The sequence below is a fragment of the Alcaligenes nematophilus genome, assembly GCF_026344155.1.
In the GTDB taxonomy this organism is placed as follows: Bacteria; Pseudomonadota; Gammaproteobacteria; order Burkholderiales; family Burkholderiaceae_B; genus Alcaligenes; species Alcaligenes phenolicus.
Genome location: NZ_JAPKMZ010000002.1, coordinates 302,680 through 316,364, shown reverse-complemented (window position 1 = coordinate 316,364; position 13,685 = coordinate 302,680). Strand labels below are relative to the sequence as shown.

The window sequence follows — 13,685 nt, the reverse complement described above, 5'->3', positions numbered from 1 at the left end:
ACTTTGTGAGTCAGTGATGTCCAAAGAATCCGCCTTGGTGCGTCGTCTGGATACGGCGCTTCTGATGGTGATGGCGATTGCCTGTGGCGTATTTGTCTCGAATGTCTATTACAACCAGCCACTTCTGGAACTGTTGCAACAGGCATTTCCGCAGGAAAGAGGGCTGATTAATCTGGCCCCGACGGCGACCCAGTTGGGGTTTGCTTGCGGCCTGTTTTTTCTGGTCCCTCTTGGAGACCGGGTTGACCGTAGAAAATTGATTCTGGGGCAGGCGGCGGTTTTGCTGGTCGGGCTGGTATGTCTGGCGGTAACCCCCAATGCCTGGGGGTTTGTCTGTGCGTCCGTGTTGGTGGGGATCTCTGCATCAGCCGCTCAACAAATTGTGCCTTTTGCGGCAGAACTAGCGACGCCGAGCCGCCGGGGACAAGTAGTAGGCACGGTAATGAGCGGGGTGTTGTGCGGTCTTTTATTGGGTAGGGCTGTGGGTGGCTTTATTGGCGATCATTGGGGCTGGCGGGCCACATATTGCTTAGGTGCAGTGATGACGGCGATTGCCTGGCTCATGCTTTTTCTCAAATTGCCCCATAGCAATCCCCAGGTGCATCAACGTTATTTCAGCCTTATAAGGTCCTTGATCGTTCTGTGGCGGGAAGAGCCTTTGTTGCGTAGAGCAACCCGTATTCAAGCGGTCCTGTTTGGCTCCTTTATGGGTTTGTGGACAGTTCTGGCATTGCACATGCAGGAGTCATACGGCTTGGGAGCGGATGTAGCTGGCTTGATGGGCGTTGTCGGTGCTGCCGGGATTTTGATTGCTCCATTGGCGGGTCGCAGCGCAGATCATCGTGGACCGCAGATTGTTATCACGGCTGCTTGCCTGATCATGTTGCTGTCATACCCCGTGTTGGGGCTTTGGAGCAGTCTTGCCGGTTTGATTGTGGGCATTTTGTTGCTGGATATTGGTGAGCAGTTGGCACTCATTTCCAATCAGCATGTGATTTACTCACTCCGTCCGGAGGCCAGGAGCCGATTGAATACGCTATTTATGAGCGGCATGTTCGTGGGCGGTGCGACAGGATCATGGGGGGCTGGTATTGCCTGGCGTCTGGGTGGGTGGCATGCGGTATGCCTGTTTGGAGGGGCATTAGTGCTTATCGGTTTTTCTTTGCACGGTATCCGTAGACGAGCGATAGGCACCAGAGGCTGAGAGAGGTGTTCTGGTGCGCATGCTTGCAGGCCGGAGTCCACCAATGAAAAAAGCCTGACAGATCGAAATCTATCAGGCTTTTTGAATTTTTTGGCGGAGCGGACGGGGCTCGAACCCGCGACCCCCGGCGTGACAGGCCGGTATTCTAACCAACTGAACTACCGCTCCGCAGCGGTGCCAAGAATCTTGGCGTCCCCTAGGGGATTCGAACCCCTGTACCCACCGTGAAAGGGTGGTGTCCTAGGCCTCTAGACGAAGGGGACAGGACTTACAACTAAATCGTCGTTTTGGTGGAGGTAAGCGGGATCGAACCGCTGACCTCTTGCATGCCATGCAAGCGCTCTCCCAGCTGAGCTATACCCCCAATTTTCTTTACTTCGTTTTTTAACTGCGTCAAAAAACCAAAGTATCGAAATAAGTGTCAGGCTTGACGAGGCTTGCCACTTCAAACTGCTAAAACCAGTCTGGGACTGATTTTTTAAATCTTTTGGCGGAGCGGACGGGACTCGAACCCGCGACCCCCGGCGTGACAGGCCGGTATTCTAACCAACTGAACTACCGCTCCGCAGCGGTTGCCAAGAATCTTGGCGTCCCCTAGGGGATTCGAACCCCTGTACCCACCGTGAAAGGGTGGTGTCCTAGGCCTCTAGACGAAGGGGACAGGACTCTACAGCTAATCTTCGTTTTTTGGTGGAGGTAAGCGGGATCGAACCGCTGACCTCTTGCATGCCATGCAAGCGCTCTCCCAGCTGAGCTATACCCCCATTTCGGTGTTCTTTTTGTCGACCACCAACGAAGAATTGAGATTATGAAGGTGTTTTTATCTTTGTGCAAGTCTTTTGAAGAAAAAAACCAAAATAAAGTGAAAAAACTTCAGAGGGGCTGCCAGAGGGGGGCATGGAGCAGGCAGAGGAGGCGATACCCCCGGCGTGCGGAAGCCGAAAACAGGGCTCAGGGTGAGCCTGAAATGCGCTTGTATCTTTTTGTTTTATACGGAGTTTTGTATCTTCTTTGTGTCATAACATTTCATTTGTGGCTCAATAGAAGGAAATGCTTTCAACTATTAGCGTCGTTTTTTTGTCCCTTTCAGGCTTGTCTAATTCCCTTCTTAGGCGCATAAATGCAGGGTTTGTGAGAAATTTGCGCTGCTCTGTAATCTAATGATGGTATGCTTCGTTGAGTAACATTTCACCTGCAATAATTACGTTTTGTAGGCCCCTCACTTAGCCTGCATTTTTTTATTTAATGGCGCTATGTCAGCAAAGCAGTGCATATCATCACCTCTGCCTGTTCCAGTGGATGCACAAAGACGAATCAGTTTGAGTGCTTTGCTGATTTGGGTGCTGTTGGTCTGGCTGTTGTTGATCTCCGCAACGGTTACTGTCATTTACAAGCAAAACCAGGCAGAAATTCGCCTGCAGGCAAGTAGCGGCCTCCTGCGCCAGCTCTCTGATATCAGCTATTCCGTGGCGCTGGCCGCGCCTTCCAGTTCGACGCCTGCCCGTTTGCGCCACTTGGATCAGCAGTTCCAAGGGGTGGTGCAGTTGTTGCGTGATGGCGGGGTAGTCGATGGTGTGGTCCTGGTCCCGTTGGACAAGCCCTTGCTGGGGCTGGTCTCCCAACTAAGTAATGAATGGCAGCGGCGCTTGATGCGTCTGGATTTTCCGGTCAGCTCCGAGCAAGTGCTCTTGCCAGCGGCCAGCCTGAACGCGGAAGACTCGTTATTTCGTCATAACACCCAGCAATTGCTGGATGCGTTTGATGCCTCGCGTGAAAGCGTCCGCTCGCAGCACCGCTGGACGGTGTTCTTCATGCTGGGTCTGGATTTGATCGCGCTGTGTCTGTCCTACTTCATGTTGCGTGCCTGGGCAGCCGATCCCTTGCGACAGCTGGTGGCTCAAGGCCAGGCTTTTACTGGCGGCAATTACCGTGCAAAAAGCACCAGTTCAGGCACTAGTGAAACCCGTTATTTATCGCAGATTTTGAATTACTGCGGTTTGCAGATTCAACAGCTGGATGCGCAGCTTTCTATTCAGCAGCGCAATTTATCCCAGCTCAACGCCATATGCCGCAGTTTGAGCCACAACCCTTTATTGGGAGTTTATTTATCCCGCGATGGCCGCTTTGATTTCGTCAATAAAAAGCTGGCTGAGACATTGGGATATAGCCGTGCACAATTGCGCCAGGAGTTCACGGTTGATCAAGTCTTTCTGTCGCCGCGATTTCCTTCTTTGACTCAAGTGGTGCCCGATTCGCGTTCTGGTGGCAGCAGTTTGCGCTATGAAACGCGGGCATTGCGTTATGACGGCAAATCCATTGATGTCGAGATTTGTGCCATTCCCATCGAGCTCGAGGGCCGTATGGGCATGGTGGCAGTAGTGCAGGACATCACCACGCGGGTGCGCAACGAAGTGACGGGTCGTTTGGCGGCCGTGGTGTACGAGAACACTTGCGAAGCCATTGTTGTAACGGATCGTTTTGGCCATGTGGTAGATGCCAACCCGGCGTTTAGCCGCATCACCGGCTACGAGCTGGACGAAGTGCGGGGCCGCACCTTGTCTATCCTGAACTCGGGGCGTCAGGACACGGAGTTCTACCGCAAGATGTGGCGCGAGATTTCGGAAACCGGGCGGTGGCAGGGCGATATCTGGAATCGACGCAAGAACGGCGAGGATTTTGCCGAGCGTTTGACCATCAGCACTGCCTGGAACCCGGATGGCACGGTGTATCGCCATATTGGCTTGTTCACCGACATCACCAGCCATAAGAAGCGTGAAGCGCAGATGTGGAAGCAGGCGCATTACGATCATTTGACGGGCTTGCCCAATCGGCAGATGTTCCAGGATCGCTTGCAGCAAGCGCGCGAGCAGTCGCGTCGCACAGGCTTGCCTTTCGCGCTGATCTTTATGGATCTGGATTTTTTCAAGGATGTGAACGATTCCTTGGGGCACGAGAAGGGCGACGTCCTGCTGCAGGAAGTGGCCCAGCGTTTGCAGCGCTGTGTGCGGGTAACGGATACCGTGGCCCGTATTGGTGGTGACGAGTTTACCGTCATCATCTCGGATATCAGCGATACCTCGATTGTGGAGCGCACTTGTCGCTGTTTGCTGGACACGATTGAAGAGCCTTTCCAGTTGGGCAAGAACTCGGTGTCTGTTTCTGCCAGTGTGGGAATCACGCTGTTCCCCGAAGATGGCGATGATGCCGGCCAGCTTTTGAAGAATGCGGATATGGCCATGTACGCCGCCAAGGCTTGCGGCCGTAATCAATACTGCCGCTTCCTGCCTGCCATGAGCGAAGCCGTGGAAGCGCGCCTGCGTTTCTCGCAGGATTTGCAAAAGGCACTAAGCGAGCAGCAGTTCCAGCTTTATTACCAACCCATTGTGGATTTGCGTACAGGGCAGGTCACCCGTGCCGAGGCCTTGATACGCTGGGAACACCCGCAGTTGGGCTTGGTGCCCCCTTCAGAATTCATTCCGTTTTCCGAAGATTCCGGTCTGATTGTGCTGATTGGCGAATGGGTGTTCGAGACGGCTGCCCAGGCCGCGGTGAAACTACGCAACGAGCTGGACCCCGGTTTCCGGGTCAGCCTGAATGTCTCGCCCGCGCAGTTCAAGCTCAATGGCTCCTGCGCGCGCGAGTGGGTGGAGTATCTGCAAACCCAAGGCATTCCGGGTGATGCGCTGGTGGTGGAAATTACCGAGCGCTTGTTGCTGGACGATCAGGGGCAAGCCTTGCAGCAGTTGCGCTCCTTGCGGGAGTACGGCATGAGTGTGGCGCTGGATGATTTTGGCACCGGCTACTCCTCTCTGTCGCACCTGAAGCGGTTTTCCATCAATGTGCTCAAGATTGATCAGTGCTATATCCGCAATCTGGCCCTGAGCAGCGAGGATCTGGTGCTGACTCAGGCCATGATTGTCATGGCGCAAAAGCTGGGCTTGCGGGTAGTGGCAGAAGGTGTGACCAGTCACGAGCAACTGGATTTGTTGAACAACGCCGGTTGCGACTATATGCAGGGCTATTTGTGCTCTACGCCCATCCCGGCGGATGAGTTCGTGGATTGGTGCAAGACCTGGAATCGGGAGCGTGCCGGTGGTTTTGCCGCGCGCTTGTACCCGAATGCACCGCAGGCTTTGCAATAGCAGAATCCTTTCAATCCCTGCTAGCGCAAAGCCTACCGTGAGTTTGTTGGTGCTCAGTCCTGACGACGAGAGCGCCAGGCAAAAATAATCAGAAGCAGGCCTGCCCAGATCAAGAAGGGCAGATTGCCGTATTTCACGTAGGGAGTCAGGCCTGTTGTGCCTTGAACTTCCACATCCAGCACACCCGGCGTCAGGGGCGGCAGAACCGCACGAACACGCCCATAAGGATCAATGGCGGCTGTCATGCCGGTATTGGTGGCACGCAGCATGGGACGGCCTGTTTCCAGAGCCCGCATACGTGAGATCTGCAAGTGCTGGCTCAAGGCCCAGGAATCGCCAAACCAGCCCAGATTGCTGATGTTCAACAGCAAGGTAGCGCCTTCCTGGCCAGGACTGCCTTGCACGGCCTGGATGATCTCTTCACCAAACACGTCTTCATAGCAGATGTTGGGGGCAACACGACCCTCTGCCATCTTGAAGGGCGCTTGCGGCAAGGCGCCACGATGGAAGTCCCCCAGCGGGATATTCATCATGTCCACAAACCATTGAAAGCCGGTGGGGATGAATTCGCCGAAAGGCACCAGATGATGCTTGTCGTAGTAGCTGGCCGTGCTGTTGATGATGTCCTGGGGCTGAGTCTCGGGGGTGATCAGCAAGGCGCTGTTGGTGTAGCTCAGCTTGCCGTTGACCGTGCCACGGTCCATGGGGACACCCAGCACCAGATTGGCTTGATGGCGCTGTGCCAGTTCCGTCCAGCGCAACCAGAAGCTGGTTTCCAGGCGGTTTTGCAACACGGGAATAACGGTTTCAGGCAGAACAATCAGGCGCGGCGCGTCTTCGGGGGTCTTGGCCGGCAGGTTTGCCAGCTCGTAGTAACGCTCTATGCCTTCGCTCATATTGGGGCCGAACTTGGCGCTTTGATCGATATTGCCTTGCACCAGGCGGGCAATAAAGGGCGCGCCATGGGGCTGGACCCAGGCAATATGCGGCAGACTGATCCCGATCAGGCCAAAAATCATGGCGATACCAATGCCGATCGCGCTGGAAGGGCTTTGGTTCTTGTCTTTGGAGGCGGCAAACTGGGCAATCACGGCGGCGCTGAAAGCCGACAGCCAGGCCAGGCCATACACACCCACAACGGGTGCCCAGCCGGTAAACATCCCTTCTGCGTGGGCGTAGCCGATATTCAACCAAGGAAAGCCAGTCAGCAAATTGCCGCGCAGCCATTCGCTGAGTGCCCAGCAGCTTGCCCAACCTGCTGATAACAACAATCGTGGTAGCCAGGAATCACTATCGTGCTTGGGGCGCAGTTTTTGCCAAACCGCTGAAGCCAGAGCAGGAAAGAGGGCCAGGGCGGCAGCCAGCAGCAAAACACCCAGGGCGGCCATCCAGGAGGGCATGCCACCATACTGGTGCATGCTGATGTACAGCCAGTAAATCCCTACGCCAAAATGCCCCAGCCCAAACAGATAACTGCGACCAAAGGCCTGGCGCACGGACGTCGAACCCATGATCTGCGAGCAGGCAATGGCCAGCAAGGTGATCTGGTAGAAGGGCAGAATCCAGGATGGCAGCGGGCCAATGGAAAAGGACAGGGCATGCAAGCCCCCCAGGACCAGCAGTAAAGCGACGCCAAGCGCCTGGGGTAAAGGTTTGGAATCAGGCTTGTTCAAGATTAGGCTCGGCGGGTGTGGCTCGCTGAACGTGCAACCAAAGGGCTCGTTTGGCATCCGCACGGACAACCGTGAGGCTGATGCCATCAAGCTGGGCCACATCGCCTCGGCGAGGGATATGTCCCAATTCGGACGCCAGCCAACCACCTACGGTGTCAAAGTCGTCGTTAGGGAGGTGGGTCTGGAAGGCTTCGTTGAAATCGGGGATTTCAGTCAGTGCCATGACACGCCAGCTGTCGGGGCCGGCCTGGAAAATGGTCTGCTCGGCGTCTTCATCGTATTCGTCTTCGATGTCGCCCACAATTTGTTCCAGCACGTCTTCCATGGTGACCAGGCCTGCTGTACCACCGTGCTCGTCAATAACGACGGCCAGGTGATTGCGGCTGCCACGGAACTCGTGCAGCAAGACGTTCAGGCGCTTGGTCTCGGGAATGAATACCGCAGGGCGAATCAGCGGGCGCAAATCCAGTGTGGGATTGGCGATCGAGAGCAGCAGGTCCTTGGCCAGCAAGATACCGATGATATTGTCGCGCTCCGTCTCGTAGATCGGAAAGCGGCTGTGGCCCGTTTCAATAATGATGGGCAGCATCTCGGTCAAGGGCTTGGCGATGTCCAGCATATCGATCTTGGATCGGGGCACCATGATATCGGCCACTGTTTTGTTGGCCATATCCAGTGTTCCGGCGATCATGGACAGCGATTCGTCGTCGATAACTTTGCGGGCGTGGGCCGCAACCAGGACAGACTTAAGGTCTTCTCGGTCTTCGGGTTCGTGACGCCGATTGAAAAAAGCACTTAAGCGAGAGATGGGATTGTTTGAGCTGGCCTTGGAAGGGCGGGGCTCGGGGTCGGGAGCAGAGTCTGACATTGTCCGAAGGACGAGTTAAGGAAGAAACAAGCATAACCGAAAAATGATGACAAGGTATGTACCTGTCATCATTCGGAATGCGGGAAGGGAAGTGAGGATTGGCGCAGCTTTGTCAGGGATGGGAGACCCTTTGTGACAAGTGGGCGAGCTAGCGCTCCTGGTAGGGATCGGGGATGCGCAAACTGGCCAGAACAGCGGTTTCCAGCGCTTCCATGTCCTGGGCTTCGTCCTCTTCAATGTGGTCGTAACCCAGGGAATGCAGACAGCCGTGCACCACCAGATGAGCGGCATGGTGCAGAAACGGCTTTTGCTGTTCCTGGGCTTCACGCTCCAGCACGGGCAGGCACAAGACGATATCGCCGTGGACCACGCCGTCCTCGTCCTGACCATATTCAAAGGTCAGCACATTGGTGGCGTAGTCGCGTTCCCGGTAGCTCAGGTTCAGGCTCTGGCCTTCTTCGGCGTCCACAATACGCAAGGTGGCGGAAAGGGCGGTGAAGCGATCTTCGGGGTGGATGCGTTCGACTGCCATATCAATCGTGCGCTGCATCCAGCGGCGGATACGGGAGCGGCTCAGCTCGGGGCAATCAACAGCGTACTGGACGCTCAGGGATAGATCAGGCATCACCGGCTCGTTCGTAGGCGTCCACAATTCGCGCAACTAGCGGGTGGCGCACGACATCACGGCTGCTAAAGCGCGAGCAGGAAATACCCTGCACGTTTTCCAGCACCTTGACGGCATGATTCAAGCCGCTGCGCTGGCCTTTGGGCAAGTCCACCTGAGTGGGGTCGCCGGTAATCACCGCCTTGCTGCCAAAACCGATGCGCGTCAGGAACATTTTCATTTGTTCCGGTGTGGTGTTCTGGGCTTCGTCCAGGATCACGAAAGCATGGTTCAGCGTGCGGCCGCGCATATAGGCCAGCGGTGCGATTTCGATGATTTGTTTTTCGAACAGGCGCTGTACCTTCTCCACACCCATCAAGTCATACAAAGCATCGTACAAAGGGCGCAGATAGGGATCTACCTTCTGGGCCAGATCACCGGGCAAAAAGCCCAGGCGCTCACCCGCCTCGACAGCAGGACGTGTCAGCACCAAGCGATGGACGGATTCGCGCTCCAGCGCATCGATGGCGCAGGCCACTGCCAACCAGGTCTTGCCAGTCCCGGCCGGGCCTACGCCGAAGTTGATGTCATTGTTCAGGATATTGCGCAGGTACTCGCGTTGACCGGGTGTGCGAGGACGCAGGTCGCGTTTGGCGGTACGCAGGGAAATTTCTTCCTGGCCGACGGGGGGCAGCTCGGGCAGGGGCTCGGGCTTTTCCTCTTTTTCGTGGCGGCGGCTGGCGCCCAGCTCAACCAGGCCCAACTGAATATCGTCGATATTCAGCGCACGGTGTACGGCACGCGAATGGAACCAGTCAATGGCCTTGGCAGCCTCCTCCGCGCGCTCGCCTTCAATCGAAACATGACTGCCACGCCGACGCAGGGTGACGTCATAGGCAATGGCAATCTGCTTGATGTTCTCGTCCAAAGGGCCACACAGATTGGCCAGATGGGTATTGTCCCCGTCCAGGCGCAAGGAAGTGGGCATGCGGCGGCGTTGGCTAGTCATAGATCAGGCTCCTGCAACCCGGTCATGGGTCACGATTTCTCCGCGCAAGGTATTGGTCAGTACTTGGGTCACGTGCACATCCACAATTTGTCCGATCAGGCGAGGGTCGCCGGGGAAGTTGATGATGCGGTTGTTTTCGGTACGGCCTTTCAGTTCCGAGTCGTCTTTGCGCGAGGTGCCTTCGACCAGAATGCGTTGTACGCTGCCGACCATGGCCTGGCTGATGGCCTGGGCCTGCTCGTTGATTTGCGCTTGCAGGCGGTGCAGGCGGTCCAGCTTTTCTTCTTTGCTGGTGTTGTCTTCCAGGTCGGCGGCGGGTGTGCCGGGGCGACGGGAATACACAAAGGAGAAAGACTGGTCGAAATTCACATCGCGAATCAGCTTCAGTGTCTTCTGGAAATCCTCTTCCGTCTCACCGGGAAAGCCCACGATAAAGTCCGAGGACAAGACGATGTCGGGACGCGCTTCACGCAGGCGGCGCACGATGGATTTGAACTCCAGCGCAGTGTAGCCGCGTTTCATTGCAGCCAGAATACGGTCGCTGCCGGCCTGTACGGGCAAGTGCAGAAAGGGGACCAGCTTGGGCAGATTGCCGTGGGCGGCGATCAGGCGCGAGGTCATTTCCTTGGGGTGCGAGGTGGTGTAGCGAATGCGCTCGATACCAGGGATCTCGTGCACGTACTCCAGCAGCATGGCAAAGTCGGCAATCTCGCCAGCGACGTCGGTCGGGCCACGGTAGGCGTTCACGTTCTGGCCCAGCAGCGTCACTTCACGCACACCCTGGTCGGCCAGGTCAGCCACTTCCATCAGTACGTCGTCAAAGGGACGGGAGACTTCGGGACCACGGGTGTAGGGCACTACACAGAAACTGCAGTACTTGCTGCAGCCTTCCATGATGGACACAAAGGCCGAATAACCCTCCACGCGTGCGGGGGGCAGGGCGTCGAATTTTTCGATTTCAGGAAAGCTGATGTCCACTTGCGAGCGGCCGCTGTTGCGGCGCTTGACGATCAGCTCGGGCAGGCGGTGCAAGGTTTGTGGTCCGAACACGACATCCACGTAGGGAGCACGACGAATAATCGTGTCGCCTTCCTGACTGGCCACACAGCCACCTACGCCAATGACCAGATCGGGATTGAGCGCTTTCAAATGCTGAACCCGGCCCAGATCCGAGAACACCTTTTCTTGCGCTTTTTCGCGCACCGAACAGGTATTGAACAGGATGATGTCTGCTTCTTCGGGGTTGGTGGTCAACTCCACGGGGCGATCCTGATTCAGGATATCGGCCATTTTTTCGGAGTCGTACTCGTTCATCTGGCAGCCAAAGGTGCGAATGAAGAGCTTGCGGGCAGGCTTGGTAGCAGCATCCGCGCTGGCGGGGGTAGAGATTGTGGTGTCGGTCATAGAAGGAGCCGTGACGGGTGTATATCCCGCGGGCCATTGAAAATGATGAATCGGGCATTATAACGCCCAGCCTCCCGTGAGCCACAAGCAAGCTGGGATCATGTGGGAGGACTTGTTGCAGACAGGCCGCCCTTTGGGGTGAGAAGGCTGGAAATAGTCTTGTCGGGGCATGAAGCTGGATCAGGATTTTCAGTCAGCTTCTACTTGCGTCCTGTTTTTGTGAATTATATGATTCGTATATGGATCATATAAGGATTGAAAAATGGGTATCGTGAATATTGATGACGAGCTGCACGACCAGCTACGCAAGGCGAGTACGGTTTCATGTCGCTCCATCAATGCGCAGGCGGCTTTCTGGATACGTATGGGGTTGTTGTGCGAACTGAACCCGACCATGAGTTTTAACGAGATTGTCGCCCGTGAAATGAAGGCGGCTGGTTTGGGTGAGCCTGCCGTGCCTCTGGATCAGGTGGAGTCAGCATGATCAAGACGGCAGATGAAATTGCCTTGATGGCCGAGTCGGGCCGTTTGCTGGCTCAAGTGTTTACACGCCTGGATCAATTGAACCTGATTGGCATGAACACCATGCAGATTAATGATCTGGTCGAAAGTTATATCGTCCAGGACCTGCAAGCCCGGCCCGCCAGCAAAGGGCAGTACGGTTACGCCTATGTTCTGAATTCATCGCCCAATCAAGTCGTGTGCCACGGTATGCCGTCCACGACGGATGTACTGAAGGAGGGGGATATCGTGAATTTCGACATCACCCTGGAGAAGAACGGTTTTATCGCGGATTCCAGCAAAACCTACACGGTGGGGCAGGTAACTCCTGCTGCGCAAAAACTGGTCGATGCCTGCTATATGGCGATGTGGAAAGGTATACAAGCCGTGCGCCCCGGCGCGACTTTGGGTGATGTGGGATTTGCCATTTCCCAGTACGCACGCAAGAACGGCTATTCCGTTGTACGTGATTACTGTGGGCACGGCATCGGGCGGGAAATGCACGAAGCGCCTGAAGTTTTGCATTGGGGCATGCCGCGCACAGGACTGCGATTGAAAGAGGGCATGGTGTTCACCATTGAACCCATGCTGAATCAAGGTGGCCATGCAGTGCAAACCGGGAAAGATGGCTGGACTGTGCGCACTTGCGATGGCTTGCTGTCAGCACAGTTTGAGCACACGGTGGCTGTGACAGACAGTGGTGTGCGCGTGTTGACCTTAAGACCTGATGAAACCATCCCGAATTAATTAAGTAGTTGGTCGTCCCTCCCTTGCATTACTTATGGCTTGTAGTGTGTCATCCAGTCATTGCAGCTTGTGCACTGAAAACGACAGCAGCAAGTTATCTCAGCCCGATGGAAATGAGATTTTCTGTAAACCTCGTTGATGCCGCCACAGCTGCGAGATCCCGTCATATCGTGATGGCAGTATTGCCCGTTGTATAACCGTCGTGCCGAAGTATCCCTTCAGATCAATATAGGGTGGCAGGCGTTTGTTTTATTGAGGGCCGGAGCAGGTCGGCTTGGCGGGTCATTCGCCCGTGCTGCGCACGGGTCCCCTTGTCAGAGTCCAGATGCGGGCGTGTCGTGAACTCGGAGCGCGGTTTGTCCCCCGGACAAACCGCAAGCGTGCTCCTCAAACAGCACGACCCTTGCACCCCGCATCCGGCCTCTGCCCGCGGCGAATAACCTGACTCGCCCGCCGACCTGCTCCGGCCCTCAATAAAACAAAAAGAGGCTTACTGCCGCCACTCTATTACTCGCAATCCAGCAGCCCTAGAAACAAAAAAGCCCGACATTAAAACAATGTCGGGCTTTCGTTAACAGCGAGCCAAGAAGCAACTTAGCCTTCTACAACCTCGCCGCCTTCGTCTTTCTTGATCGGCTTGACCAGATCCTCACGTTTCACGCCCAGCCACATGGAAATGGCAGCGGCCACGAACACGGAGGAGTAAATACCGAACCAAATACCGATGGTCAGCGCCAGCGAGAAGTTGTGCAGCGTTGGGCCACCGAAGAAGAAAATCGACAGCACCATCATCTGGGTAGAACCGTGGGTGATGATGGTACGCGAGATGTTCTGGGTGATGGACAGATCAATAATGTCCGACACCGACATCTTGCGCTGCTTGCGGAAGTTCTCACGGATACGGTCCATCACCACAACGGATTCGTTCACGGAGTAACCCAGCACAGCCAGGACGCCGGCCAGCACCGACAGCGAGAACTCCCACTGGAAGAATGCGAAAAAGCCCAGAATGATGACCACGTCGTGCAAGTTGGCAATCGCACAAGCCAGCGCCAGCTTCCACTCAAAGCGGAAGCCCAGGTACAGCAAGATACCGGCGACCACAAAGGCCAGGGCCATCAAACCGTTATGCAGCAGTTCCTGCCCCACCTGTGGGCCGACGAACTCCACACGGCGCAGCTCCACGTCCGAGTGCTGCTGCTTCAAGGCCTGGAGTACTTGCTCGCTTTGCTGGGTAGAGTCTTGTCCGTCCAGAACGGGCAAGCGGATCATGATGTCCTGCGACGTGCCGAAGTTCTGTACCTGGAAGTCGGTATAACCCAGCGACTGAATCGAGCCTCGCACATCTTCGACCTGCACGGTTTGCTGATAGTGCACTTCCATGACCGTACCACCGGTAAATTCGATGGACAGGTGAAAGCCGCGCACAATAATGAAGACGACCGCTGCAATAAATGTCAGAAAACTGATCAGGTTCAGCACCAACGCATGGCGCATGAACGGGATAGTGCGGTGAATACGAAAAAATTCCAT

Annotated in this window: 10 protein-coding genes and 6 tRNA genes; 4 read left to right on the top strand and 12 right to left on the bottom strand. The window is 55.7% G+C overall.

Features of this window, described 5'->3' with window-relative positions; translation table 11 throughout:
- Positions 1 to 16: 16 nt before the first annotated feature.
- Positions 17 to 1,204 carry an MFS transporter gene (locus OSH04_RS06550; RefSeq protein WP_266108135.1) on the top strand — a complete coding sequence of 396 codons (1,188 nt, stop codon included), beginning with the start codon at positions 17 to 19 and terminating at the stop codon, positions 1,202 to 1,204.
- Positions 1,205 to 1,295: 91 nt separating this feature from the next.
- Here OSH04_RS06550 and OSH04_RS06545 read toward each other — a convergent pair.
- The 6 genes from OSH04_RS06545 to OSH04_RS06520 form a co-directional block, all read right to left on the bottom strand.
- Positions 1,296 to 1,372: transfer RNA gene (locus OSH04_RS06545), tRNA-Asp, on the bottom strand.
- Positions 1,373 to 1,391: 19 nt separating this feature from the next.
- A tRNA-Glu gene (locus OSH04_RS06540) sits at positions 1,392 to 1,467 on the bottom strand.
- Between the two features lie 25 nt (positions 1,468 to 1,492).
- Positions 1,493 to 1,568: transfer RNA gene (locus OSH04_RS06535), tRNA-Ala, on the bottom strand.
- 124 nt (positions 1,569 to 1,692) lie between these two features.
- A tRNA-Asp gene (locus tag OSH04_RS06530) sits at positions 1,693 to 1,769 on the bottom strand.
- A 20-nt stretch (positions 1,770 to 1,789) separates the two neighbouring features.
- Positions 1,790 to 1,865: transfer RNA gene (locus tag OSH04_RS06525), tRNA-Glu, on the bottom strand.
- A gap of 27 nt (positions 1,866 to 1,892) precedes the next feature.
- Positions 1,893 to 1,968, bottom strand: a tRNA-Ala gene (locus tag OSH04_RS06520).
- Positions 1,969 to 2,523: 555 nt separating this feature from the next.
- Between OSH04_RS06520 and OSH04_RS06515 the strand changes: the two genes are divergently transcribed.
- Complete coding sequence (locus OSH04_RS06515; RefSeq protein ID WP_060185582.1) at positions 2,524 to 5,346, top strand: EAL domain-containing protein; 2,823 nt, start codon at positions 2,524 to 2,526, stop codon at positions 5,344 to 5,346.
- A gap of 53 nt (positions 5,347 to 5,399) precedes the next feature.
- On the opposite strand, the gene lnt is transcribed toward OSH04_RS06515, so the two are convergent.
- The 5 genes from lnt to miaB all read right to left on the bottom strand — a co-directional run bounded on the left by lnt (position 5,400) and on the right by miaB (position 10,904).
- Entirely contained in the window at positions 5,400 to 7,019 is a 1,620-nt protein-coding gene (gene lnt, locus OSH04_RS06510) for an apolipoprotein N-acyltransferase (RefSeq protein WP_266108134.1), read from the bottom strand.
- The gene (locus OSH04_RS06505; RefSeq protein WP_009463852.1) at positions 7,006 to 7,887 is read right to left on the bottom strand and encodes an HlyC/CorC family transporter; all 882 of its coding nucleotides are present in this window, start codon (positions 7,885 to 7,887) and stop codon (positions 7,006 to 7,008) included. The genes lnt and OSH04_RS06505 overlap by 14 nt, the downstream gene beginning before the upstream one ends.
- A gap of 148 nt (positions 7,888 to 8,035) precedes the next feature.
- On the bottom strand, positions 8,036 to 8,512 hold the full coding sequence (gene ybeY / locus OSH04_RS06500) for an rRNA maturation RNase YbeY (RefSeq protein ID WP_022983424.1): 477 nt from the start codon (positions 8,510 to 8,512) through the stop codon (positions 8,036 to 8,038).
- Complete coding sequence (locus tag OSH04_RS06495) at positions 8,505 to 9,500, bottom strand: PhoH family protein (RefSeq protein ID WP_035271175.1); 996 nt, start codon at positions 9,498 to 9,500, stop codon at positions 8,505 to 8,507. The genes ybeY and OSH04_RS06495 overlap by 8 nt, the downstream gene beginning before the upstream one ends.
- 3 nt (positions 9,501 to 9,503) lie before the next feature.
- Entirely contained in the window at positions 9,504 to 10,904 is a 1,401-nt protein-coding gene (miaB, locus tag OSH04_RS06490) for a tRNA (N6-isopentenyl adenosine(37)-C2)-methylthiotransferase MiaB (protein ID WP_009463849.1), read from the bottom strand.
- A gap of 262 nt (positions 10,905 to 11,166) precedes the next feature.
- Between miaB and OSH04_RS06485 the strand changes: the two genes are divergently transcribed.
- Positions 11,167 to 11,388 (top strand): ParD-like family protein, encoded by a 222-nt coding sequence (locus OSH04_RS06485; protein ID WP_009463848.1) that lies wholly within the window; start codon positions 11,167 to 11,169, stop codon positions 11,386 to 11,388.
- The gene (gene map, locus OSH04_RS06480; protein WP_060185584.1) at positions 11,385 to 12,152 is read left to right on the top strand and encodes a type I methionyl aminopeptidase; all 768 of its coding nucleotides are present in this window, start codon (positions 11,385 to 11,387) and stop codon (positions 12,150 to 12,152) included. Before OSH04_RS06485 ends, map begins: the two co-directional genes overlap by 4 nt.
- Positions 12,153 to 12,746: 594 nt before the next feature.
- Here the strand turns inward: map and secF are convergent.
- Positions 12,747 to 13,685: a protein translocase subunit SecF gene (gene secF, locus OSH04_RS06475; RefSeq protein WP_009463846.1), complete on the bottom strand. Its 939-nt coding sequence runs from the start codon at positions 13,683 to 13,685 to the stop codon at positions 12,747 to 12,749.